This window comes from Bradyrhizobium sp. AUGA SZCCT0431 (assembly GCF_018131065.1).
GTDB lineage: Bacteria > Pseudomonadota > Alphaproteobacteria > Rhizobiales > Xanthobacteraceae > Bradyrhizobium.
In genome coordinates this window covers 80,603-104,762 of record NZ_JAFCLR010000027.1, presented here as the reverse complement: position 1 = coordinate 104,762, position 24,160 = coordinate 80,603, and the positions used below count along the sequence as shown (strand labels likewise).

Here is a 24,160-nt window from a genome sequence, read left to right as displayed (position 1 = left end):
CGTGGACGTCCTTCCATATGACACCTCCTGGCTCTCGCAGCCTACTACAGGTGTCCACTCTTTCGGAGGAGGTTCACGAGACTGCGATAGAGCTTAAGGTTTTGCTGGCGAATGAAAAATTGATGTTCCATAGCTACCTCCTCTGAGGGCATGGACCGAAGGGCATCGTCGCCTAAGAATGGGAGGTGTCGAAGAAGGCGGATTGGGAGCCGGAAGAACTTTGCTAAACAAAACTGCTCGTCGAAGCGAGCAGTTCGTTTCCGTTAGCGTTGCGGACCTCTTTGTTGGCCGCCACTCTGCTGGCCGCCCTGGTTTGGATTTTGCGTCTGTTGGCCAGGCGTCTGATTCGGTTTCTGGCCGGACTTAGCGGACTTATCGCCCTGTCGATTCTGCTGACCATGCTTGTTGGGATCGCTCTGTTTGTCATCACGTCTCCTTAATGGTCGGGTACATAAGACAACTGAGCATACGGTGGTTCGTTCCGGAAAATCAAAAAGAAAGCCGTTCAATTCAAATGTGGCAGACCACTTGCTAATTATCGCGACCTTTGCCTTCAGTTACCCTCGCGTATCGAGCGATACGCCAAGCTTCGCAGCTTTCACGCCTGTTGCACCCGGCGTGCGCTTCAACGCCTTAGCGATCTTTTTTAACGCCGGTTTTCTGCTTTGCTAGCGATTTCAATTCGCGAACGTCATTCTTAGTCCATTCGCGTCTTACAACTTTCTTCTTCGCCTTTTTAGCCATGTCGGCTCCTGTTCTTGAGCCCGGCTTTTGACACATCAAATTTCAATAGCAACGCGCCGTCCCTCGAGCGGTTTCATTTGGGCTTGCACACGCCCGCGCGAGAGCGGTTGCTTGACCTTGGCACACCGAAGCTAGTCAACGACTTGCTTTGATCTTCGCTCGCTCTGCGATTTTCATCCATGCTTTAGCCATGGCAATTATGGCTTCGCGATACTCCGGAACAGAAGTTCGCTCCAGCAGTGCCGCACACTCATCAACGTGGCGCTTGCATTCTTCGATCATTTTTTCTGGCACCATGTTCATTGAAATGGTCATGCGCGCCCCAGCAATTGTCTGATTAGTTTTTACCACACCGCGCTAATTGCACAAATACGTGTGCCTGTCGGAAATCAAGCTCGCACATACAGATGATGAAGTCCGCCAAGAAATGGCGTAGGCAACCCTTGACTACTTCCGTCTCGCCACCGGGCCAAAGAACATCGACCACCCAGCCAAATCCGGGATTACCTTTTCGCGCCACGAAAGCGGGTCGGTATTCGGACATCTCGGGAATATGCGCCTACGGCGCGCCGGTTTAAGCCGGTCGTCCGACAACAATCAAACCGACCAACCGCAACCTGCGGTCGACGGCAATGCTGCACCTGCGAAAGCCGCTCGTGAGGGCTTGGCTACTGCGCGTCCGGTGGTATTCGCGGCGTCAGCTGGCCGCTTCTGGATCTCGCAAGAGCGCCAGGGGGTGATCTCATGGTTTGAATTTATCGTTTTCCGCCGCGATATCGTCGTCGGTAACCTCTTCGGCGGCCACCAATTCCTGGGCAAGGCCGCGCCGAAAATCACGCTCCGCTGTTTCCATCAGCCCGGCCACCAAATCTTCCGGCACTCCGTCGATCGCAGCATCTTGATAGACTTCGGAATCGACTGAATAAGTGAAGCCATTTGCCGGGATGCCCTCGACGAAAATGCGAACCTTCCAACCGTTTAACGTCGGGATCGCGCGAACTTCGTAGACCTTGCCGCCGTGTTCGAAGGTCGTGGCCTTATGCATCGCACTCTCCAACTGCCATGGCGGGCACCGCGCAAAACTACCCGGCGGGGAATTGTCAAATCAGCAAATCAGGCGGGCTTTTTGCCCAAGGGTCTAACCCCGTCGGTCGACGGCAGTCCCAATTTCTTACGGAGATCAGAGAGCGAGCCCTTTCCAAAATCCGGAAGGCTGATCAGTGTCTCGTCCGATATCTCGCGCACCTCGCCAACGGTTTTCAGGTAGGTTGCTCGGAGAGCGTTCTGGATCCTGGTGGAAAACAATACGCGTTCGATCGGCGTATCGTCCGGCAGTTCTGGAGTGGGAGCGAGCATCGGACCCTCGGTCGCCTCTCGAACCAGGCGTTCTTTGCGGAGGCGCTCCTGATTTTCATGGAATGCTGTCTGGGCTTCTTCATGGTCGGCGATCGCCTCTTGCGCCTCCCGCACCCTGAGAGCTTTTCGCTCAGCAGCAGACAGGCCAGGATCGGTGCTTTTCTCGTCGTCGGGCATTTCCCCTTTGTCTTTGGCATTCACTCCAAGCCCGCGGGTAAGCGATAGGTAACTCAGCAGCCAACCCCTGACGGTTTGATATGGGTTTGCGCTGTCGTTAGAGAATTTGTATTTGTCTTTTATCTGCATCGCGAACGCTTCGGCCTGCTTGTCCGTTTGTCGCTGTTCCTTCGGAAGTGAGCGCCACTCCCGAATGATATCGTGTCTGGCACCAACCTGTTTCATCTCCCCTTCGCCTTCAGCCCTAACCGCTGATTACGCGACTTGGCCACCACTATCTTCAACCGGGCGTCGTGGTTGCGGACCGCTGCCATGCTGCGGTGCATCTGCTTTGCCATCGCGGCGACACTTATGCCCGTCAACGCTAGCTTTCGAAGGTGCTCGTCTTCCTCCGGCGTCAATGGAGGGCTTCCGACCACCGGGGTCATTTCTTCGCCCGAGCTCGACAGCGAGGCCCTTCATTTCGATGCCTGAGCAATCTTGTGCTCCAAGTGGTCCGTCTCGTGATCGCGGCGGAGTTGGCTTAGCGAAGTCTCATTGAGATGAAACATTACCTCACTCAGTTTCGCGGTTTCCGGATACCCGGCCGCAAAACCCTGCCCGTAAACTTTACGCAGCGTGCGGACAAGGGTGTTGCCGTGCTTGCCGCTGATTTCGCCATCCTTGTTGCGGTGACGTCCGTCGAGACCTGGTTTGCTCATGCTGCTCTCCCCTCGTCGCGGCCCCCAATTGGGCAGACTGTCCCTGAGAGGCCGCGACAGCAATAGACAACGCGCTGCAACATCCAATCCTTGCCAGCTACCGGGCCTCAGGATTCGTTTCCCGCGGTGGAAAGACGCACCAGCGTTCCCGGAGCATCCCGCTTGATGCCATCCGCTGCTCGCGCGATACGCCGGTCTGGAAACTTGAGGGTCGGTCCGATGCCGATCCTGCGGAACACGTCGCTATAAGCCGCCGGTCCACATGATCAAGCTGACGACGGAGCGCGAAATCACGCCATACGTTTGGGTTCATCCGGAGGATGACAGGTGACGTGTGGTCGCGTCCACGGCCAGCCCCGCAAGACCATCGTCGAGGCGAAACTTCGTGTCTAGGGCTATGCATAGCAATGTCCGAGTTGGGTGGCGAGTTCAACCGATCGCTGCAACACATTCTGCGAACTTCTCAGCCGGCGAAAAGCGCCGTTTTGGCTGTCTACCGGCCACTTCCGGTCTTCCCCGACAAACAGACATTCTCAGCCGCCACCCCGATAGACTGTAGTGTGCGGGTATAAGCCGCCAGCCAACGCTCATTTTTGAAAAAGTCTCGCAGAGACTTCGCAGTTGGGCCGGGCCGGAAAGAGCCCGCGTAGCGGGGTCACGCGCCGCGTTTCTCAGGGGTATCTGCTTCCCCATCCCTTTGTAGTTGGGGCTTTTCACGCAGGACCGCATCCAACAACGAATTGTGAACCTCTATTTTTCCGTTGTAACTGATCAAGCCCAGCTTGCGGAATTTGTTCATGAAGAAACTTACGCGAGATCGCGTCGTGCCGATCATTTCGGCTAAGGTTTCCTGACTGATATTTGGGCTGATAGGTGTTGGGCTGCCTTCCTTGCCGAATTTCGCGAGCAGAAGCAGCAGCCGCGCAAGTCGTTTCTCATTCGAATTAAATAGTTGGTCGATCAAATCGTCTTCAACCCGGCTGTTTCGGGTCAATAGATAAGCTACAAATAGCTCCGAAAATTTCGGTTCGTCATGCAGGACCGCAATCATTGCAGACTTTGATATCGAGGTGATCAGGCTTTCTTCCGTCGCCGTGCTCGTTGCGATCCGTAGCGAGTGGCCATTCATACACCCTTCGCCGAAGAATTGGCCGGGTTCTAAAATACCGACGACCGCTTCCTTGCCTTGGTCAGATAGCACGACAATTTTGACGCCGCCCTTCTGAAGGTAAAAAATCGTATCGGCGACTTCTCCTTGAGAGAAGATGATCTGATCCTTGCGATAAACCGATATCGTTTTTCCCGTCCCAACTTTGGCGAGAAACGCCAGAGGGTCAAACGAGTTCTTGGTGCGCTCAATTGCCATGTCGTGGCCCGTGGAAGGTGCGCAGCGCAGCTATTATACGCCACCACCATTTCAAATAGAACGGCAAAATGGAGCCAAATGGGGCGGGTCACAAGAATAGAGGGAGCCCGCTCGGGGGCGGGCGGAACTCCCTCATGAGGGCAAGCCGCTCGGCTTCGCTGATGTCAGTCATTGCGGCGGCCTTCCGAGAGTCCGGCGACGTGCTTCGCCCATTTGACCATGCGACAAGCATCTCCGCCTTGTATCATAGCGGTTATCCGCAGACGTCCGCTCAGCAAAGTGGGCCCTCTAATTTGCGCGACGTCCGTTGTGGGTCAAACGCGTCACTTTGACAAAGGACCGGCGACTTCCGATCTTCCCCTGAGACCGGACATCGTCCGCCTGGTCGGCACGTCTCAAACCTGCTGTAAGTCGAACTTACTGAACGGAGGCCCTTGGCACCTATTGAGATATGCCGACCGGCTCTGAGAATGTCCTTCCATCGGGGTAGATTGGAAGTGACCGGCGGCTGGTCAGAACGACGCGATTGCAATTTCCGGACCTTGTCTGGGCGACTGGCCGCTTTGCGCCAACACCGGACTTTCGCCCGATTTCGGCTTTTTGATCCTAAGCGGAATACCGATTATGTCAGGTGCCCTCGAGAACGTGCTACGCTGTGGCCGGCGCGGGTCCTCATGCGCGAAAGCCGGCAGGAGTGTTCCTAATCACCCTGCGCATTTGCACGGGAAATTTCGCCGCCACGATGATGGAGCATCGGATGCGGACGACACGCCGAACGTTCGTACGGGCCTCCTTGGCGACCGCCGCTGCGGCCCTCTTGCCAATTTCCCTTCATGCCCAGGAAGGCTCGCCCGCCCGCCGTCCGATACCCTCGACTCGCGAGGCCATGCCGATCGTCGGGCTAGGGACCTGGATTACCTTCAACGTTGGCGGCGATGCGGTGCTACGGGACGAATGCGCGAGCGTCATGGCGGCCTTCTTCGAGGCGGGCGGCAGCATGATCGATTCCTCCCCCATGTATGGCTCGTCGCAGCCGGTGATAGGCTACGGCCTTCAAAAGCTCCGGCGACCCTCCACGCTATTCTCGGCTGAAAAGGTCTGGACGTCCTCGGCAACGGCAGGCCCGGCCCAGATCGAGCAATCGCGTCGCTTCTGGGGAGTGCCAAAGTTCGACCTCGTTCAGGTTCACAATCTCCTTGCCTGGAAGGCGCATCTGAAAACGCTTTTCGAGATGAAGGCGGCTGGTGCGGTGCGTTACGTTGGAATCACCACTTCCGAAGGGCGCCGCCATGATCTTCTCGAACAGATAATGCGGAACGAGCCTATCGATTTTGTGCAGTTCTCCTACAACGTCGTCGACCGCGAGGCAGAGGAGCGGCTGCTGCCGTTGGCGTCGGAGCGCGGCATTGCCGTGATTGTTAACCGGCCGTTCCGGCAGGGCGCGCTGACCCACCGGCTCAGGAGTGAGCCACTCCCCGAATGGGCGGCCGAACTCGGCGCGTCGAGCTGGTCGCAGATCATCCTGAAGTTCATCCTCTCCCATCCAGCCGTCACCGTCGCGATTCCGGCGACCACCCGCGTCGACCACGTGCGCGAAAACCTCTCGGCTGCCGCCGGACCCATGCCGGACCTGGCCATGCGGAAGCGCATCTCGGCCTACGTGATGGCTCTTTGATGTCGGAGTGGTGGACCTACCGGCCGGAGGATTTCCTGCTCTTTTCGCCGCGCGTCTACTGGCGGATGTTCGAATTGCACAATGCGGCTCTCTGGCCTCTGCACGTGCTCGCGCTTGCCGCCGGCCTCATCATCATCCTGCTGATCGCGTGGCGACCGAGAAGCTCTGCACGGTGGCTCGCACTCCTCCTCGCGATTCTTTGGATCTTCGTCGGATGGTCCTTCCTTTGGAACCGGTATGCTGACATCAACTGGGCTGCCGCCTATGTCGCGCCGGCCTTCGCTGTTGAAGGCGTGCTGCTGCTCGTCTGCGGGCCTTTGCTCGACGGCCTCGCCTTCGACCGGCGCGGGCTTGCCGGCTGCATCGGATATTTCATCCTTGCCTTCGCACTCGCCGGACAGCCGTTGCTCGCGCCGCTACAGGGACGTGGCTGGGCCTCGTCCGAGGTTTTTGGCATCGCGCCGGATCCGACGGCGATCGCGACGCTCGGCCTTCTGCTCCTCGCCCGCGGCAGGCTTTTGCCATTGCTCCTACCAATCCCCGCTCTTTGGTGCCTCTTGAGCGGAATAACCCTTCAGACGATGGGAGAGCCGCAAGCGTGGGCTCTTCATGCCACGCTGACACTCGCCGCTACTGCCTGTATCTGGGCGATCATCCGTCAGCCCGGATCGCCTCCAACCGCGTGATGCACACAAAGGACGACGATCGAAGCCAAGCTCGTCCGCAAGCGCTCGGGCAACACCACGATCGGCGAACTCGTCGGCACCGCCGGGCTCGGCGGCTACGCCTTTAATGCCGTTCGTCGGAACGTCCGCTTCGCGCCAACAGCGGCCATTCGCTCATCGAATGTTATGGAACGGCTCTAGCCAACTACTCGTCCAGCAACTCAAGGAAGTCGCTTATTCGTTCGAACGGCTTCGCATTGCGATTGCCGATATAGACCACGCGATCGCCTTCGCGCTCCAGCGACTTCGCTCTCGACTTGCGAAGCCGACCAGGGAGAAACGTCGCCGCAACAGCCTCGGGGCCGACGTCGAGCCTCATAATGCCGCGCCGCTTGCAATCGAGCCTGAGCCTTGCGGCCGCGAAAAAGTCGCGCGCTTCCGGCGGCAGCCTGCCGAAACGACGTGCGGTTTCGTCCTCCAAATCCTCGAGATCATCCTCGGTGCGGCATCTGGCAATACGGCCATAGATTTCCAGGCGAACAGCGTCCGACTGTACGTAGCCCGTGGGCAGCATGTCGGCGATCGGCAGGTTCAGATCAGGCACCCACAACTCGGCGCCACCGTCGGTGTCCTTCTCCGACGCCCGCTTGAGAAGATGGCTATAGAGCATCGGCCCGAATACCTGCAGATGGCCAGACTGCTGTTCGGAGAAGAGGTCTCCGGCGCCCCGGAGATCCAGATCACGCTCGCTGATGGCAAAGCCGGCGCCGGGCTTGCTGAACTCTTCCAGCACAACCAAACGCTTCTCGGATTGTTCGGAGTTCGACTCGTTTAACAAATACGCGAAAGCACGCGTGCCGCCCCGTCCGACGCGGCCCCTTAGCTGATGAAGCTGCGACAGACCAAACTTCTCCGGCCAGCAGATGACGATGGTGTTCGCCCGCGGAATGTCGAGGCCACTCTCCACGATATTGGTCGCGAGGAGCACGTCCGCTTCACCTTCGACGAAGCTCATCATTCGATCGTCGATATCTGCGGCTGGCAACCGACCATGAAGACATACGATGCGAAGGTCCGGAGCAGTCAATTTTATCCTTGCCAACATCGGCTCCAAATCTTGGATACGGGGGCAAATCAGGAAGCTCTGCCCGTGGCGCCTTTGCTCACGCAGCAAAGCCGCGACGATCGCGGCGTCCGATAGCGGAGCAACCTTGGTGACGATAGGCAGCCGATGAACTGGTGGCGTAGCAATAACGCTCAGGTCCCTGAACCCTGCAAGACCCGCCGCCAGCGTGCGCGGTATCGGCGTGGCGCTCATCCAAAGAGTATGAACGCCCTTCGCAAGACCCGAAAGTTTCGCCTTCTCCGCCGCACCAAAGTGCTGCTCCTCATCGATGATGACAAGGCCGAGGTCGGCAAACCTCACGTCAGTCGAGCCGAGAGCTTGTGTGCCAATAACGACTTTCAGTTTGGCTCGGCGGAGTTTTTCTTTCGTATCTCTTATCTCCACCGTCGACGCAGCACGCGACAAATTCGCCACTTCGATTCCGAGCGGGCCGAACCGCTTGCGAAACGTCTCGACATGTTGTCTAGCCAGGACGGTGGTTGGAACCGCAACAGCGACCTGTTTTCCTGACAGCGCGACAGCCGCCGCCGCCCGCAAGGCGACCTCAGTCTTGCCGAAGCCGACATCACCACAGACCACCCGGTCCATCGGGTGACCAGCCGCCAGATCGTCCAGCACGTCCCGGATCGCCTTGGCCTGATCAACCGTCGTGAAATACGGAAAGCGCGCGACGAATCTTTCATAGGCCGCCCCCGGAGCGACCAGCTTGGGAGCACGCCGGCGCCGTCGTTGGGCGATATGTTTCGCAAGCTGTTTGGCCGCTGCTTCGATTTCCTGCTCGGCCTCGCCACGTCTGTTCCACCACGAACTGCCATCGGCCTTGTCTAACGTGAGCTTACCGGGCTCTACAGCGTAGGGCCAGATCAAGGCGAGATCGGCAGGCGGAACAAGCGCAGCATCATCGCCGGCGAATTCGAGCCTGATCATCTCGCGGTTTGTACCGTTCCCCATGTCGAGGGTCTGCAAACGATCCAGTAAAGCCAAGCCCCGCTGGAGATGAACGACGGCCGCGCCGCGCTCGGGAATATCCGGGTGATTGAAGGCGACTGTCCAGGCTTTGGCCATCGGTTGCGGATGATGGGCACGGCTACCGAGCACGTCAGACGCGGTCACAACCAAGGTCTGCTTTTTGCCGGGAGCGAAAAAGCCCGCGTCGAAGTCGGCCAACAGCGCGCCCTCGCGTCTTCTGGCCTCCGCCGCCTCGTCCCAGTTGGCGAAACGCTCCGCCCTGATCCCACTCATGCGCTCCATCGCGCGCAGATCGTCTTCGACCGCGGCGACGAAGAGCAAACGAGATCCGGCGCGTTCCGCACTGGCCACGAACGCGCGAAGCGCTTTCCTCGGCTCCGCAACCTTCGAGAAGTCGGGCGTGGCCACAAACGCCGTCTTAGCAGGAAGCACACTGATGCGCTTCTTCAGCTTCTTCCAGTCCCCTCGCCCAAGATACTCGCGTTCCGAATCCCTGCGGCCGGCCGCCTCCTCGATCGTACTCAGCCAGCTGTCAGCGTGGGCCAGAACATTTGCATCCGCGATCCAACGAGCGCGATCGTAATAGTCCGGGAAGGTAGCCCGCTGCGCCCGGTCGCCGCCCAGCGCGAGGCGTTCCGACATCGGATCGATAATCAGTTCCTTGAAATCGGATATGACGTCATGCTCATTCGGGTCGACGGCAACAATTCTGCGGATCGCACCGCCGGAATGCTCGATCCGGTACGGCCCGAGAGCACCGGCCGGGAAGATCTCGAATGTCGCGCCGTGAAAGAGCGCGGCGCCCGGATATTCAGCCTCTTCGTCGAGATCGTAGCCCAATTCCTCAATGCGTGCCTCGAGGTCCTGCTCGGCATACGACGCTCGCACCTTGAGGCTTAGGCTGATGCGCGACCAACTCGCCGGCAAGGGCAGCCGCTCCATGATCGCCTCTGCCGTCGAGACGAGCAGAATCGGCTTCTTTCTTCTGGCAAGACGGCGCAAGACCGAACTCCGCCTGCCAGCGATCTCGCGCGACGGTTCCAGCCCATCGAAGGGCAACGTATTCAATCTAGGGAATACGAGAACATCGAGCGATGGATCAAGTGCATGGACGATGTCGCCGAGCCGCTCGGCCCTGTTCTCGTCTTCAGCGAGAAACACTAACCCGTCACGACCGGACTTTTTCCACTGCTCGCGAAGATGGAGCGCCAACATGCCGAGGGGCGAGGACGTAGAGATCGCCGAACCCGAGAATTTTTTGCCTTTCTTGGTCGCGCTTTTCCTGGTCGCATCGCTGGCGCCTACCTTCCTGCTTTTCTTCACGAGACTTCCATCGTCATTCGAGAACCTGGCTGCTGCGAATCGCCAACAAAATACTAGCTATCCACTTTCTACGCTTCCTTGGATTTATCCGGGCGCAGTAAATCTTGATCCTGCCGATCATCCACGTGTCAGTTGGAATTATCCCAACATAGGCCTTGAGGTCGACATCGACCTAGCTATCGTTGCATCGGCCGTGGAACTTATCTGCACTCTGCCGAAATTCGATCCCGTCTTGCATTTTACTCCCTATACATTCGAGCATTTGATATTGCCCGCGCGGCTGTTGATCTCGCTGCCTTTGCAATGGGTATCGGCTTCACCGTACTGATCGACCGTCTCACAGATGCCTCCGGCGTTTCGACGCCATTCGTGACCCAAGACCCGTCATTGCCTCAGCATTACACAACATTTCGCTTGGGCCCGATTCCATCACGTTGCCCCACGTGTCAGCGACAAATTGCGCCGCCCGATGCATTGAGGGTCTAAGGGAGATTTTTGCCGGACATTCTGCCGCTCATAGCGGTCTGCTCGCAGGCTCGACTCCGGGCGAACCGTTTACGATATCAATAGCTGATCACCTTCACAGTGGTGAGGGACTTCGCCCGAGGCTCGAGAAATTCGTCGCAGCCGTTGCGCTGAGTGAGGGCGAAAGAATTGGAAAAAGGGAACCTCTCCTTTCATTCGCTTTGGTATCCAATTGTACCACGCATGTTGGACGACCATTTTGCTTCGCCACGGCCAATTGCATCATGTGAGGGATGATCACGTTTTCCGATGCGCTCCTTATTGGCCGTACCAAGCTTACGCCAAGGAAGGCGCGTGAGATTGCCGCCTGTGCCGGAATCGCAGATCGAGGACAAGGGCGACGAAATTAATCACATCGTCTTGGCCACATTCGATAGGGGCTTATCTGATGAACGAGTTCGGGCAGAAGGGAAAGGTACCGCTCTCGGAACGGCTCTCGGTGTCACCTGAGGAGGCAAGCGCGCTCACGGGGATCGGGCTGACCTCCATTCGCGAGGCGATCAGCGGCGGTGATCTCAAGGCCAAGAAGCACGGGAGGCGTACGGTCATCCTGCCAGACGATTTGAGAGACTGGCTCAAAATGCTGCCGGACGCCGGCAAGCCGATTGAAGAAAGCCCCGCTTAGGCGGGGCTTTTGCTTTTCGGAGGGTGCTGCGAAGCCGACCGACGGTTGAGAGAAGCGGTAAATAATTGGCAATCCAAAACAATGATTTTCAAAAAGATACAACAATTATAGTGCCTTATCTGATCCCATCACGGATCATGTATCCGGCGCCGCGGATCGTATGCAGCAAGGGCCGCTCAAAACCCTTGTCGATCTTGGAGCGCAGCCGCGAGATATGCACGTCGATGACGTTGGTCTGCGGATCGAAATGATAATCCCAGACGTTTTCCAAGAGCATGGTGCGCGTCACCACCTGCCCTGCATGCTTCATCAGATATTCGAGCAGGCGGAACTCGCGCGGCTGCAGCGTCAGCTCATCCTTGCCGCGGGCGACGCGATGCGACAGGCGGTCGAGTTCGAGATCGCCGACCTTGTAGGTGGTCTCCTCGGCGGGACCGCCATGGCGGCGCGACAGCACTTCGACACGCGCCAGCAGCTCGGCGAATGAATAGGGCTTTGGCAGATAATCGTCACCGCCGGCGCGCAGGCCCTTGATGCGGTCATCGACCTGGCCGAGCGCGGAGAGGATCAAGACCGGCGTGCGGTTGCCCTTTTCGCGCAGAGCGCCGATCAGCGACAGGCCGTCGCGCTTCGGCAGCATGCGGTCGACCACCAGCACGTCGTAATCCCCGCTGTCGGCGAGCGACAGCCCTTCCTCGCCATCGCTGGCGAGATCGGCGATATAACCGACTTCGCGGAACGCCTTCACCAGATAGTCGGCGGACTCGCGGTCGTCTTCGATGATCAACAGGCGCATTTGGGAGGCGGTTGCGGTCTGAGAAGCGGTTGTGCTCACGTTGTGGGCCTTTTCTCACCATGGCGCGTGGCGCATGCCGATGCAAGGCAACGGGGAACCCGCGCAATTATTTGTGTTTGAAGAGCTTCGGTTGCCCGAAGCTCTGGATTCTTGTTTTGACGCGTTTTCTTCACGCAAACCGGTATCCACCCCGCATCAAGTGCGGGGCAGGCTTTTGCTCGAAAACGCTCTGGCCAAAAAAAGCGGGCGGCGAGGCTGGGGGACCCCGCCGCCCTTTTCCCTTCCGACAGAGGGGGGCGTATTCCATCGAAAGGTAGCTGGAGGGAGCGAGTTTTGCACCCGCTCCCCGGAAGGAGCCGTCGGCGGGGGCGACTGTTGCCGGCGAAACCCTCCATCTCGTATTTAACCCTTCGCTACGGGCACTGCCACGAACCGCGACGAACCGCCGCTCTTCACGCGCATGAGAACGCTGCTCTTGTTGTCGGTGCGCGCCGCGTTGATCGCATCACGCACTTCGCCAGCGGTAGCGACGCTCTTGCCGGCCACTTCCAGGATCACATCGCCTTCCTTGAAGCCGCGCTCGGCCGCCGCACTCTTCGGGTCGACCTCGGTGACCACGACGCCTTCCTTGCCGGCGCCGGCCACGCTGTTGGCGGGGGCAACCGTCATGCCGAGCTTCGGCACGTCGGTTCCCTTGTTCGGCTTGGCCTTGTCGCCGTCGTCGATGCTGGCCTTGGCCTCGGTCGTGTTCGGCAACTGGCCGAGCGTGAGGTTGACGACCTTGTCCTGGCCCTTGTGCAGCACGTTGAGCTTAACCGCGGCTCCCGGCGCCAATCCGCCGATGGTGCGGGCGAGTTCGCGCGCATCCTTGACCGTCTCGCCGTTGACCGCGGTGATGACGTCGCCGGATTCGATGCCGGCCTTGGCCGCCGGACCATTGGCCTGCGGTTCCGCCACCAGCGCGCCTTCCGCCTTTTTCAGGCCGAGGCTGTCGGCGATATCCGAAGTCACCGGCTGGATCTGGACGCCGATCCAGCCGCGGCTGACCGAGCCCTTGTCCTTGAGCTGGGCGACCACGCTTTTTACCGTGGAGGCGGGAATCGAGAACGCGATGCCGACGCTGCCGCCGGACGGCGAATAGATCGCGGTGTTGACGCCCATCACCTCGCCGGCGGTATCGAATGCCGGCCCACCCGAGTTGCCCTTGTTCACGGGCGCGTCGATCTGGATGAAATCGTCATACGGACCGTTGCCGATGTCGCGGCCGGAAGCCGAGACGATGCCGGCGGTCACGGTGCCGCCGAGGCCGAACGGATTACCGACCGCGAGCACCCAGTCGCCGATCCGCGGCTTGGAGTCGGACAGTTTTGCGAACGGGAAGTCGGTGCGGCCAGCGACCTTGATCAGCGCGAGGTCGGTGCGCGGATCGGTGCCGATCACCTTGGCGGTGTAGCTCTTGCCGTCGTCCATCGTGACTTCGACCTTGTCGGCGCCGTCGACGACGTGATTGTTGGTCACGGCATAACCGTCAGGCGAGATGAAGAAGCCCGAGCCCTGGCCGGTCACCGGGCCACGGCCGCCACGCGGTCCACCGCGCAGGCCGGGCGGCAAACCATCCGGTCCGCCGAAGCGGCGGAAGAAGCGCTCCATCGGCGAGCCCGGCTGGAACGGCGAGTCGTCGTCCCGGTTGGCGCTGTCGTCCTTGTCCTTGCTGGCAACCTTCTCGGCGATGTTGATCTTGACCGAAATCACCGACGGCTTCACGCGCTCGACAATGTCGGCAAAGCCGATCGGCCGCTCAACCTTGCGGACTTCGTTGTTGACCTGCGCGTGCGCCGCGCTGGTGAACACATCGACCGGGCCCGACGAAGGGCTGAAACCATAAACCGCGGCGCCGAGGCCGGCGACGACGGACGCCATCAGCGCGAATTTGCGCGCCGAGAACAACGTGCGGCGCGGGGCGCCATAGGACGGAAGCGAGGACAGATCGACGGGACGTTCAGTCATTGTTGGAAATCTCCAGATCCAGAATTCGACGGTGCGGGGGGCTGGGCACCTGACAGGACGGAAGATGGGGTCTGGCGCCTTACCGCGCGCTGGCGAGGGAATTAAACTTTTGTAATGGAGGCGGTTATGGCTGCGGCAGTTTAGCGCAGGCAATCCAAGGGCTTAGCGCCGGCCGAAAGTGGCGTTTTGAGGGGTATTGCGGCCTCCCTCATTTGCTGCAAATCGCGCTGCTAACCGCCCCTGGATTTACTGGATTTTCTGGACTTGTTCCCGGATTTGCTGCTCGCGCCATTGGCCAGGATATCCGCCATCTTCTCGATTTCGCTGGCGTCGTCCCATTTGCGGTCGGGGGCAAAGACGCAGCGCGTCAGGAAATACCCGACATGCAGGCAGTGCACGGCGCGCGCCAGCACCTCGACATCGACGTCCTCGCGGAGCCTGCCGTCGGCGCGCAGATTCTCCAGGCTTTCGAGCATGGGTTCCCAGATATGCCGCTGCCACAGCTCGCCCATCGCGCCCCTGATGTCGTCGTTCTGAATCATCTCCGCGGTGACGGTGCGGGCGATTCCCGGGTTCTTGACCACCATCGCCATCTCCTCGCTGGCGGCCGCGATGAACCAGTCCTTCAGGCTCGGGGCCATCGCCTTGATCTGCTTTTCGCGCGTCTCCCACTGCCGCGTCAGGCCCCGCTGCAGCATGATCGGAAACAGCACGCGCCGGACCAGATCGTTCTTTGAGGGGAAGTAGCGAAACATCGTCTTCTCGGTGACCCCTGCACGCCGCGCGATTTCGGCTGTCGTCGCGCCGTCGACTCCGCGCTCGCCGATCAGGGCGACCGCGGCGTCAATGATCGCCTTCTCCTTGGCCGTGGCCGGTGTGAGGAATTTTTCGGTCTCGCGTTCGAGATCGGCCAGCGACAGGCGGGGTTTTTGAGCCGGTTTTTGATCCATGACCTTGAGAATTCTCGCTTTTCCAGGAGAGTATAGTGATCACTATCTTTTTGTATAGTGCCTACTTTACTTGATGTATAGTGCTCACTATACTCATCGCCGTCGTTACGCAAGCGCGCCGAGGCGCCGCCGCCCGCGATACTTGCCAGCAAACGGAGATCACGATGACCGCATCACGGCAATCGCTGCTTCGCATCAACGCCCTCTTCCTGCTTGCCGCTTCGGCCGGCGGCTTCTGCAGCGACGTGCTCGGCATCTTTTTCGCAAGCGGACCCGTCGCCAAGATCGTCGCGGCCGCGCCCTATTCCGGTCTCGGCTTCATCGAAGCGCACGGGCTGGCGTTCCTGATGGGCATCCAGATGTGGCGCGCCGAACCATCGCGCGCCTGGCATCTCACCGCCGTGGCCATCCACGTCCTGCTCGGCACCTCCAATCTGGTGTTCTGGCAACTCTTCATCGCCGCGGACATGCTGGTCGTCGGCTATGTGACGACGGCGCTGCACGGGCTGTTCGTCCTGCTGCAAATGCTTGCCGCCGGCACCGCGGCAGCCCCAATCACCGCTCCCGCCCGGGCCTGAGCGAGACCATTTCGCATCTATTTGAAAACGATGGAGCTAGACTGTGACCCGCGAACAGAAGACCGTTGCGATTGGAGCCGCGAGCGGTGTTTTGACCATGGTGCTGGCGGTTGCCGGCATCTACCGGCTTTGGCCGGATACCGCAGCCCTCACCGATATTGCCGGCCGATTAGCCTTTACCCTGAAGGCCAACGCGTTTGCGGCGATCCCGCTGCTGGTCGGCATCATTACCGTCGGCAACAACCGGTTTCTCAGTGAAGCCATCGATCCGACGCTGCACAAGGAAGACGCCGCGACCGAGATCAACGGCCGGGTGCTCGACAACACGCTTCAGCAATACGTGCTGTTCCTGGCGGGCACGCTCGCCCTCAGCGTTACCCTGACGGCAGAGCAGACCAAGGTCATTGCCGCCGCCGCCATCGTGTTCTTCGTCATGCGATTTGCGTTCTGGGTCGGATACCGGATCCACCCGCTGTATCGCGCCTTCGGCATGTCGTCGACGATCTACCTCAATGTCGGCATTCTCGGCACGGCGCTCTGGAAGACCCTGTGGGGATAGACCGACGCAGCCTCAGGTCTTCAACTTCAAGCGGCCCATGAAATCCCGCTTGCCCAGGGGAACACCGTTGGTGCGCAGGATGTCGTAAGCGGTGGTGGCGTGGAAATAGAAATTCGGCAGCGAGAACGACATCAGGAAGCCCTCCGCCGTGAACGGCAATTTGCGATCGCCGAGCGCGAAGATGACGTCCTTGCCGCCGAGCGCATTGACCGCCTCCGGGGTTAGCGCCGACAAGGCCTCGCGGGCCTGCGTCACGTGCGCCTGCAATCCTGCGAAGTTGAACGGGGTCTTGAACGACGGCGGATTGAAGAGGCCCTGCTGCACGCCCTCGATGGCGCCGCGGGAATGCTGGACGACGGAAATGATCTGGAAGCGGAACGGCAGCATGTCAGCAGCCAGCCGCGTCTCGACGATCGCTTCCGGATCGATGTTGTTCTCTTCAAAATGGCTCAGCGCGCGGTCGAGGAATCCGCTGACAGCGCCGAGGGTTTGCAGATAGTTCGCCACGCTGGCGTCGTAGAGCGAAAGAGCCATGTCGGTTTCCCCTGGGCGATTTTCTTGGTTACCCAGAGGTTTTAGCGGAAACTGCCCCGCTTGCAATCGGAGGATGCCCAAGGCCGGCTTTCCGGCGCGGTTTTCGCCGCAATCAGGCGCTCCCGGCAGGCGTCCTTCTCGAGTTCAGCTTGTGCCGTCGATACCCACGTCATCGAGACGGACTGAGGCTCCCCGCGCTATTCTGGACGGCGGGCGCGATCAAGTGCGACCTGCAGCAAACGGTCTATGCTGCTGAGCTGATCCAGTCGCAGTGACAGCAACTTGTTCATTGAGTCCAACTGATGCAGAAGCTTTTCACGCGCCTCACAATCCTTGAGGCCTCCAACGATGCCCGCAAGTTTCTCCAGTCCTCGCTGCATTGTATCGATGCCCTGGCGTAGCGTCTCGCACGTACTCTCGGTCCGGGCAATCTCAGCTTTTGCTTCCTTGAAAGGATCGGTGTCGGTCCCATTGGCATGGGCAGATGTGTCAGTAATGTTGGCTGAGCTATCCAACGATTGAGTTGCAGATGGCAGCATCCTTCCCTTCACTTCCATGCGGAGAATATTCTGATTGTCCGCCCTCGGGGTCGAACGGGTCATCACGCCGCCCGCACTGTATTGAGGAAATTACCGACCTCCAGCCTGAGGCGGTTGCTTTCGAGGGAGAGCGATTGCGCCGACGCCAGCACCTGCGATGAGGCAGAGCCGGTTTCGTTGGCGCCGCGTTGCACGTCGGTGATATTCGAAGCCACCTGCGTGGTGCCCTGCGCCGCCTGCTGAACGTTGCGGGAGATCTCCTGGGTCGCCGCACCCTGCTCTTCGACCGCGGATGCAATGGTCGACGAGATCTCCGAGATCCGGCCAATCGTTCCGCTGATCTCCTTGATCGCTGCCACGGAGTCCTGCGTCGCCGCCTGAATGCCGGCAATCTGGTGACTGATCTCGCCGGTCGCTTTCGCCGTTTGCTCGGCGAGCGCCTTGACCTCGGATGCGACCACCGCAAAGCCGCGTCCCGCCTCTCCGGCGCGCGCCGCTTCGATGGTGGCGTTCAGGGCGAGCAAATTGGTCTGTCCGGCAATGGTATTGATCAGTTCGACGACATCACCGATCCGGGTTGCAGCCTGGGACAACGCATGGACGCGGTCGTTGGTTGTTTGCGCCTGTTCGACGGCATCGCCGGCAATCCTGGCGGCTTCCTGCACCTGGCGGCTGATCTCGTGGACCGACGAGGCCATCTCTTCGCTGGCGGACGCCACCGATTGAACGTTCGCCGATGCTTCCTCGGAGGCGGCGGCGACCATGGTGGAAAGCTCCTGGGTATGCTCCGCGGTCCTGGTCAGCGTATTGGCCGCAGCTTCCAGTTCGGTCGACGACGACGACACCGTCTCGATGATCTCGCCGACTGCATTCTCGAACTGGTCGGCAAGCTTGTACATGTCGGCCTTGCGCTGCTCGACGGCTCGCTTCTCCGCTTCCGCCTGCTCGGAGCGCAGCCGGTCGGCCTCGATCATGTTGTCCTTGAAGACCTGCACCGCGCCCGCCATTTGGCCAATCTCGTCGGTGCGTTCAACCCCTGCCACGATCACCGATGTATCACCGGTCGCAAGCTTTCCCATCGTTCCCGTGATCACCTGGATCGGCGTCGCGATCGAGCGTGCCGTGAAAAGTGCAATGATCGCCCCGGCGCCAAGGCCCACCGCGAGCAGCCCCCACAGCGCCGCCGTCAGGAATGCCATGCTCGCCTGTACCGCGGACGCCTCTTCGGCGAGCATCTTCTTCTGGTTGGTCTTGATGCCTCCTGAGCGGGTACCGTCAGCGCCCTTGGGTCCGTCAAGCAAATCGAGAATCTTGAGCGCGCGGGGCGCCGCCTCCGTGACGAGAATTGCGACGGGCACGTTCCAATGCGCGGACTCCCGGATCCCGAAGATCTTCTCGTAAAGCGGTGCAAATTCCGCTCGCGCCTTGCTGATCTTGTCGAACGAAGCCAGCTGACCGGCGCTCAAAAGGCCTTTTTGGGCACTGACGGCGGCAAAGCCCTTTTCGAACAGTTCCCAAGGCTTGACGAATTTCTCCTTGTCGCTTTTGTCACCCGACAACAGATAGGTGCGAAGCTGGGCCGTGGCGGCCGCGAAATTGCCGCGCGTATCGGCCATCGCCTTGAGCAATTTCTTCCGTTCGGGCGTTGCCTCCAGGGTGTCCTCCTCGTTGATCATCCTGGTGATCTCCGAGAATATGGTCTCGGCACGAGGACCCGCTTCAGTCAGCAGGACCTTGGTCGCCGGCAGCGCGTCGGTGGTGAAGGCGATGGCTTCGGCCTTGTCCTGGGCAGCGCGAAACTCCGCGAGCAATGCCTTGGTCTCGGACCATTTGCGTTTGTTCTCGGGGTTGGTGAAATGCACAGCCTTGTTGTCGAAGGCGGCGACGGTGCTGTCCAGTTCCTTCCACATCGCCATGCGATCGAGCTTGCCCTGCGGGTTGCCCGTCAACAGGTAGCCGCGCAACGTCGCCAATGTGGAATAAAGATTGCCAACCATCTCGGTGCTTTCGAGGGCCACCGGGGTGCGCAGGTTCACCATGCGATCGACGATCGTGGAGACCCCGCCGACGGCAAATACCGTGTATCCGACAGCCGTGGCGATGATCGCGCAAACGGCCGCAAAGCCAGCGATAAGGCGACCGCGGATGCGAAGTCCTGAAATGAATGGCATTAATGGATATCTCCAAATTTATGCTCAAATCCGACGCCGTGGGGTTTGAAATCAGACTTGCCCGTTCGCGACGAAAATTCCGTCGTCGTCTGCATGTCCTTTCCCGGGTGCATCGAAGCGCAAGGCGTATCGTTAACGAAAATAATTGGAATGCCGTTAAGCAAAATTTCACCGAACGGTGGGGGCGCGTTACAAAAAAGCGCACGCAGCTGCGAAAGAAAATGCAAAAATTGCAATCTGGCGAGTGATTCACGCCGTGCAACTACAAATTTTTCAAAGTCTCTGGCGATACGGGAAAGAAGGCGTCGCAATGCGGCGACGAACTTCAACACTCGAACCCAGGATCAGAACAGCGGTTCCGAACGTCCGCGCATCAAACAGAGGCGGCACGCGCGACGGGATTGGTTCACTCCCGCCATCGGCGGGTGGAGGTAATTGTGGTCGCAATTGCGTGCCGACGTAAGCACGCGAACGTGCACATGCGAACCTGCAATTATCGCGGCCGGACGCCGGGCTTACCGACTTGCGGAAACAGCAGTTCCACCCCCGCATCCGATAGTGCTTTGCGGAACACTTCCAGCGATTCGTCGGACACCGGCAAAGCGCCGTCATATTCCTCAAGCCGCCGCACCACGCCGGGCGACACGCCCGCCTGCTCGGCAAGCCGCCTCACGGACCAGTTCAGAATTCCCCGGGCTGCGCGCATTTGAGCGCCGGTGAGTCGGGACGGCGGGGCGGAGAGACCCAACACTTTCAGGTCATGCACATCGGTGGACACGCCCATCCACTCTTGAATGCCGCCCTCCGGATTCAGGATCGGCACGGCGCTGCACCTGAACCACCGGTAAGAACCGCCGGGTTGCAGCAAACGATGCTCAACCTTGTAAGGCCGCCCGGTCTCGACCGCGACCGACCAGCTTTTCAGCGCGGCATCGCGCTCTTCTTCATGCAACAGGTCGACCCAGCCATTCCCGTGAACCAGCCGCGGCCCGTCTTGCCCGGCTGCTTTCCAATTCGGCAGCGAGGTGATGCGGCCGTCGGAACTCGCGGTCCACACCAGACCTTCTACCGCCTTAATCAACGCATCGTGGCGTTCGATGCCAGCCCGGAGTGGCTGCAACATTTCGTAGTGCTTGGTAATGTCGAGCGTAACGCCGATTATCCTGGCGGGCTCACCGGCCTCGTTGAGCAACATCTCGGCCTGATCGTGAACCCAGCGCAGTCGGCCGTTCGGCCTGATGATACGAAGGTCACGCTCGAGCGGCAGGCCGTCGAGCAGCATGTCGCCGACGTCACGCCTCAAGGAGCGATCGTCGGGATGAATTCTCTGATTGAATTCCTCAAGCGACGGACTAATCACGCCGGGATTCAGTCCCAGCAATTCATGGAAGCCGCGCGACCAAAGCATCTGCCTCGTTAAAACGTCATAGCGCCAGAGCCCCGCACCAAGCTTCTCTTCAAGAAACCGAAATGTGTCAGTCGCCCCGAGGTCGCCCTCGAACTGGCTCAATCTTAAAATTCCTCTGCAACTATTCGAAGTAGTATCAGGATAGCACAATCATCCGAACCTCGACACCATATCTCTACCGTCAATTGAACATAGTCGGATTGCAATTTGGTCAGTTGAACTTCTTTGCAGTTGGGCGCGGGCCGGCCACCGCGAAAATATTTTGTTTGATGTGTCGGCTATCGGACAGAAGGCACCCAGAATTGGTTGCGGAGGTCTACCTGCATTCGGGCTCATGTCGCACCCTTACCAGACCAGCAGACGCACCTCTCGCCGCAACTAAATCGGCTTGTCCGGTGAGGAATTCGCAGCGATCAGTCGCTCCAGGCGGGCCTCTTCCTCGGCCGTCAGCTTGAGCAAGCCTTGATCTTCCCTGCCCGGGAATTTCGAACGGCGCCGGCTGTAGATCCATAGCGCCAGTCCGCCACCCAGCAGCGCCAGCGGCGGCAACAGCCACAGCACCAGCGTATGCGGGTTGAACCGCGGCCGCAGCAGCACGAATTCGCCGTAGCGCGCCACCAGGAAATCGATCACCTGCGTATTGCTGTCGCCGGCCGCAATCCGCTCGCGCACCAACAGCCGCAAGTCGCGCGCCAGCGGCGCTTCGGAATCGTCGATCGACTGGTTCTGACACACCATGCAGCGCAGCTCGCGCGACAGATCGCGCGCGCGGGCTTCCTTGCCCGGGTCCGCCATGATCTCGTCGGGCTGCACCGCGTAGGCCGCCGGGCATCCGATCAAGAGAAACGCGGCAAATGCGCAGGCCAGGAGCGCTTTCAATGGATCACTCCGCGGCCTGCAACGCACGCGAAGCCTTCGCGGGCTTCGGTGCGCCGACGCGCAGGCGCCGGTCCGACAGCGACAGCATGCCGCCAAACGCCATCAGCACCGGGCCCCACCAAATCAGCAACACCAGCGGCTTGTGATAAATGCGCACCGCGACCGCGCCTTCGTTCGTGCTCTCGCCGAGCGAGATATAGAGTTGGCTGGCGCCGCGCGTCAACAGCGCGGCCTCGGTGGTCGACGATCCCCGCGTCGTGAAATTACGCTTCGACGGCGTCATCACGCTGAGCTTCTCGCCGTCGAGACTGATGGTGAACTGCGCAATCATCTCGCGGTAATTCGGTCCCTGCCGCTGCGTGACGCCGTCGAGCTTCAATTCGTAACCGGCAACCCTGGCAACCTCGTTCGGCTTCAAGGTACCGATATATTCGCTGTTCCAGGTGGTCTCGCAGACGATCCCGATCAGGGCCACGCCGACGCCGGCATGCGCGAACGCGGTGCCCCAGGTCGCCCGTGGCAAGCCGCGCGCGCGCTGCATCGCGGTCGCAAAGGGGGCGCGAAACAACGCCGTACGCTCGGCGAGATCGCACATCGCACCGGCGATGACGAAGATCGCAAGCCCGATCGCGAGCGGTGCAAAGGTGCTGCCGCCATAGGTCCATGCATACGCCACCGCAATCGCGACCAGCGCGGCGATGCCCGCCGCCGTCAGCCGCTGCGCCGCGCCGAGCAGATCGCCGCGCTTCCACGCCAGCAGCGGCCCGAACGACATCGCCATCATCAGCGGCACGAACAGCGGCCCGAAGGTCAGATTGAAGAACGGCGCGCCGACCGAAATCTTGTCGCCGGTCAGAACTTCCAGCGCCAGCGGATACAGCGTTCCGACGAACACCGTCGCGCAAGCCGTGGTCAGGAACAGATTGTTGAGCACCAGCGCGCCTTCGCGCGAGATCGGCGCGAACAACCCGCCCTGCTTCAGCGTCGATGCGCGCCAGGCATACAGCGTCAGGCTGCCGCCGATGAAAAAACAAAGGATCAGCAGGATGAACACACCGCGCGTCGGATCGGTCGCGAACGCATGCACCGACGTCAGCACGCCCGAGCGCACCAGGAAGGTGCCGAGCAGCGACAGCGAGAAGGTCAGGATCGAAAGCAGTATGGTCCAGACCTTCAGCGCGTTGCGCTTCTCCATCACGACAGCGGAATGCAGCAGCGCCGTGCCCGCAAGCCACGGCATCAGCGAGGCATTCTCGACCGGGTCCCAGAACCACCAGCCGCCCCAGCCGAGTTCGTAATAGGCCCAGTACGAGCCCATCGCGATGCCGAGCGTCAGGAATATCCACGCCACCAGCGTCCAGGGCCGCACCCAGCGCGCCCAGGCCGCATCGATCCGCCCTTCTAGAAGGGCTGCGACCGCAAACGAGAACGAAATCGAGAATCCGACATAGCCGAGATAGAGCATCGGCGGATGCACGGCGAGGCCGATGTCCTGCAGCACCGGATTGAGATCGCGGCCCTCGATCGGCGGCGTGGCGATGCGCAGGAACGGGTTCGAGGTCATCAGGATGAACAGATAGAACGCGGCCGCGATCCAGCCCTGCACCGCCAGCACATGGGCGCGCAGCGACAGCGGCAGATTGTTGCCGAAGGCCGCGACGAGACCGCCGAACAGCGCAAGGATCGCCACCCACAGCAGCATCGAGCCTTCGTGATTACCCCAGACGCCGGTGATCTTGTAGAGCAGCGGTTTGGTCGAGTGCGAATTCTCGAACACGTTGGCGACGGAGAAATCGGAACTGACATGGAGCATCACCAGCGCCGTGAACGACACCGCCACGAACAGCAATTGCGCCAGCGCCGTGGAGCGCGCGACATTCATCAAGGCGGCATCGCCCCAGCGCGCCCCGGCGATCGGCACCGTCGACTGGATCAGCGACAGCGCCAGCGCCAGCACCAGCGCGTAATGTCCGGCTTCCGCGATCACTTAGGCACCCCCTGCATTGGCGCCGCCGAAGCGCTCGGCTTGGCGCCATAATCGTCCTTCCAGTGCCCCTGCTTCTTCAGCGCGTCGGCGACGTCCTTGGGCATGTAGGTCTCGTCATGCTTGGCGAGCACGGTGTCGGCCCTGAACACGCCTGTTGCGTCGATCGCGCCCTCGGCGATGACGCCCTGCCCCTCACGGAACAGGTCGGGCAGGATTCCCTTATAGGCAACGGGCAACTTCGCGGCGCCGTCGGCGACGCTGAAATTCACCGCCAGATTGTCGCCGCGCACCAGCGATCCCGGCTGCACCAGGCCGCCGAGGCGAAAGCGCTTGCCGGCCGGAATCTGCTTCTCGGCCGCCATCGAAGGCGTGGAAAAGAACACGATGGAATCGCGCATCGCGTTCAGCACCAGCGCCGCCGCCACCGCGAGCACCGCGAGCGAACCGCCGATCATGGTCAAACGCCGCTGCTTGCGCGTCATGATAATCCTTTGGTTCCC

General features: G+C 60.3%; 23 protein-coding genes. 6 read left to right on the top strand and 17 right to left on the bottom strand.

Translation table 11 applies throughout. From position 1 onward, the window contains the following. Nucleotides 1-879: 879 nt before the first annotated feature. The 5 genes from JQ567_RS24785 to JQ567_RS24765 form a co-directional block, all read right to left on the bottom strand. A complete protein-coding gene (locus JQ567_RS24785; protein ID WP_212441224.1) occupies nucleotides 880-1,059 on the bottom strand; it encodes a hypothetical protein in 180 nt (59 codons plus the stop codon). 427 nt (nucleotides 1,060-1,486) lie between these two features. Then, entirely contained in the window at nucleotides 1,487-1,789 is a 303-nt protein-coding gene (locus JQ567_RS24780; protein WP_212441223.1) for a hypothetical protein, read from the bottom strand. A gap of 68 nt (nucleotides 1,790-1,857) precedes the next feature. Continuing rightward, nucleotides 1,858-2,502: a DNA-directed RNA polymerase subunit alpha C-terminal domain-containing protein gene (locus JQ567_RS38915; protein ID WP_212441222.1), complete on the bottom strand. Its 645-nt coding sequence runs from the start codon at nucleotides 2,500-2,502 to the stop codon at nucleotides 1,858-1,860. A 233-nt stretch (nucleotides 2,503-2,735) separates the two neighbouring features. Further along, nucleotides 2,736-2,978, bottom strand: a complete 243-nt coding sequence (locus JQ567_RS24770; RefSeq protein WP_212441221.1) for a hypothetical protein — start codon at nucleotides 2,976-2,978, stop codon at nucleotides 2,736-2,738. A gap of 655 nt (nucleotides 2,979-3,633) precedes the next feature. Beyond that, nucleotides 3,634-4,344: a Crp/Fnr family transcriptional regulator gene (locus JQ567_RS24765; RefSeq protein WP_212441220.1), complete on the bottom strand. Its 711-nt coding sequence runs from the start codon at nucleotides 4,342-4,344 to the stop codon at nucleotides 3,634-3,636. 757 nt (nucleotides 4,345-5,101) lie between these two features. Between JQ567_RS24765 and JQ567_RS24760 the strand changes: the two genes are divergently transcribed. Both JQ567_RS24760 and JQ567_RS24755 read left to right on the top strand, forming a co-directional pair. Continuing rightward, a complete protein-coding gene (locus JQ567_RS24760) occupies nucleotides 5,102-6,019 on the top strand; it encodes an aldo/keto reductase (protein ID WP_212441219.1) in 918 nt (305 codons plus the stop codon). After that, nucleotides 6,019-6,705 (top strand): DUF6064 family protein, encoded by a 687-nt coding sequence (locus JQ567_RS24755; RefSeq protein ID WP_212441218.1) that lies wholly within the window; start codon nucleotides 6,019-6,021, stop codon nucleotides 6,703-6,705. Before JQ567_RS24760 ends, JQ567_RS24755 begins: the two co-directional genes overlap by 1 nt. Before the next feature lie 184 nt (nucleotides 6,706-6,889). On the opposite strand, the gene JQ567_RS24750 is transcribed toward JQ567_RS24755, so the two are convergent. Then, entirely contained in the window at nucleotides 6,890-9,994 is a 3,105-nt protein-coding gene (locus tag JQ567_RS24750) for a DEAD/DEAH box helicase (RefSeq protein ID WP_212441217.1), read from the bottom strand. On the opposite strand from JQ567_RS24750, the gene JQ567_RS24745 reads away from it, so the two are divergent. Further along, nucleotides 9,993-10,430 carry a hypothetical protein gene (locus tag JQ567_RS24745; protein ID WP_212441216.1) on the top strand — a complete coding sequence of 146 codons (438 nt, stop codon included), beginning with the start codon at nucleotides 9,993-9,995 and terminating at the stop codon, nucleotides 10,428-10,430. The two genes, JQ567_RS24750 and JQ567_RS24745, sit on opposite strands and share 2 nt — an antisense overlap. Before the next feature lie 585 nt (nucleotides 10,431-11,015). Then, the gene (locus tag JQ567_RS24740) at nucleotides 11,016-11,252 is read left to right on the top strand and encodes a helix-turn-helix domain-containing protein (protein ID WP_212441215.1); all 237 of its coding nucleotides are present in this window, start codon (nucleotides 11,016-11,018) and stop codon (nucleotides 11,250-11,252) included. A gap of 115 nt (nucleotides 11,253-11,367) precedes the next feature. Here JQ567_RS24740 and JQ567_RS24735 read toward each other — a convergent pair whose 3' ends face one another. The 3 genes from JQ567_RS24735 to JQ567_RS24725 all read right to left on the bottom strand — a co-directional run bounded on the left by JQ567_RS24735 (nucleotide 11,368) and on the right by JQ567_RS24725 (nucleotide 15,005). Beyond that, nucleotides 11,368-12,048 (bottom strand): response regulator transcription factor, encoded by a 681-nt coding sequence (locus JQ567_RS24735; RefSeq protein ID WP_212441214.1) that lies wholly within the window; start codon nucleotides 12,046-12,048, stop codon nucleotides 11,368-11,370. Between the two features lie 402 nt (nucleotides 12,049-12,450). After that, on the bottom strand, nucleotides 12,451-14,055 hold the full coding sequence (locus JQ567_RS24730) for a Do family serine endopeptidase (protein WP_212441213.1): 1,605 nt from the start codon (nucleotides 14,053-14,055) through the stop codon (nucleotides 12,451-12,453). Between the two features lie 230 nt (nucleotides 14,056-14,285). Then, entirely contained in the window at nucleotides 14,286-15,005 is a 720-nt protein-coding gene (locus tag JQ567_RS24725; protein WP_212441212.1) for a TetR/AcrR family transcriptional regulator, read from the bottom strand. Between the two features lie 164 nt (nucleotides 15,006-15,169). On the opposite strand from JQ567_RS24725, the gene JQ567_RS24720 reads away from it, so the two are divergent. Together JQ567_RS24720 and JQ567_RS24715 are read left to right on the top strand one after the other, a co-directional pair. Continuing rightward, entirely contained in the window at nucleotides 15,170-15,583 is a 414-nt protein-coding gene (locus JQ567_RS24720) for a hypothetical protein (RefSeq protein WP_212441211.1), read from the top strand. Between the two features lie 43 nt (nucleotides 15,584-15,626). Beyond that, nucleotides 15,627-16,142, top strand: a complete 516-nt coding sequence (locus JQ567_RS24715) for an MAPEG family protein (protein ID WP_212441210.1) — start codon at nucleotides 15,627-15,629, stop codon at nucleotides 16,140-16,142. Between the two features lie 12 nt (nucleotides 16,143-16,154). Here the strand turns inward: JQ567_RS24715 and JQ567_RS24710 are convergent, their stop codons facing one another. From JQ567_RS24710 to ccmE, 8 genes are all read right to left on the bottom strand, one after another. Further along, nucleotides 16,155-16,676 carry a DUF1993 family protein gene (locus JQ567_RS24710; protein WP_212441209.1) on the bottom strand — a complete coding sequence of 174 codons (522 nt, stop codon included), beginning with the start codon at nucleotides 16,674-16,676 and terminating at the stop codon, nucleotides 16,155-16,157. Nucleotides 16,677-16,873: 197 nt separating this feature from the next. After that, nucleotides 16,874-17,278 carry a hypothetical protein gene (locus JQ567_RS24705; RefSeq protein WP_212441208.1) on the bottom strand — a complete coding sequence of 135 codons (405 nt, stop codon included), beginning with the start codon at nucleotides 17,276-17,278 and terminating at the stop codon, nucleotides 16,874-16,876. Next, the gene (locus JQ567_RS24700; protein ID WP_212441207.1) at nucleotides 17,278-19,386 is read right to left on the bottom strand and encodes a methyl-accepting chemotaxis protein; all 2,109 of its coding nucleotides are present in this window, start codon (nucleotides 19,384-19,386) and stop codon (nucleotides 17,278-17,280) included. The genes JQ567_RS24705 and JQ567_RS24700 overlap by 1 nt, the downstream gene beginning before the upstream one ends. Then, the gene (locus JQ567_RS24695) at nucleotides 19,386-19,715 is read right to left on the bottom strand and encodes a hypothetical protein (RefSeq protein ID WP_212441206.1); all 330 of its coding nucleotides are present in this window, start codon (nucleotides 19,713-19,715) and stop codon (nucleotides 19,386-19,388) included. The genes JQ567_RS24700 and JQ567_RS24695 overlap by 1 nt, the downstream gene beginning before the upstream one ends. A gap of 164 nt (nucleotides 19,716-19,879) precedes the next feature. Continuing rightward, nucleotides 19,880-20,896 carry a PAS domain-containing protein gene (locus tag JQ567_RS24690; protein ID WP_249165684.1) on the bottom strand — a complete coding sequence of 339 codons (1,017 nt, stop codon included), beginning with the start codon at nucleotides 20,894-20,896 and terminating at the stop codon, nucleotides 19,880-19,882. Nucleotides 20,897-21,172: 276 nt separating this feature from the next. Continuing rightward, nucleotides 21,173-21,673, bottom strand: coding sequence for a cytochrome c-type biogenesis protein (locus JQ567_RS24685; RefSeq protein ID WP_212441205.1), 501 nt, complete (start codon nucleotides 21,671-21,673; stop codon nucleotides 21,173-21,175). 4 nt (nucleotides 21,674-21,677) lie between these two features. Beyond that, nucleotides 21,678-23,660: a heme lyase CcmF/NrfE family subunit gene (locus JQ567_RS24680; protein ID WP_212441204.1), complete on the bottom strand. Its 1,983-nt coding sequence runs from the start codon at nucleotides 23,658-23,660 to the stop codon at nucleotides 21,678-21,680. Then, nucleotides 23,657-24,142, bottom strand: coding sequence for a cytochrome c maturation protein CcmE (gene ccmE, locus JQ567_RS24675; protein WP_212441203.1), 486 nt, complete (start codon nucleotides 24,140-24,142; stop codon nucleotides 23,657-23,659). Before ccmE ends, JQ567_RS24680 begins: the two co-directional genes overlap by 4 nt. Nucleotides 24,143-24,160 lie beyond the last annotated feature (18 nt).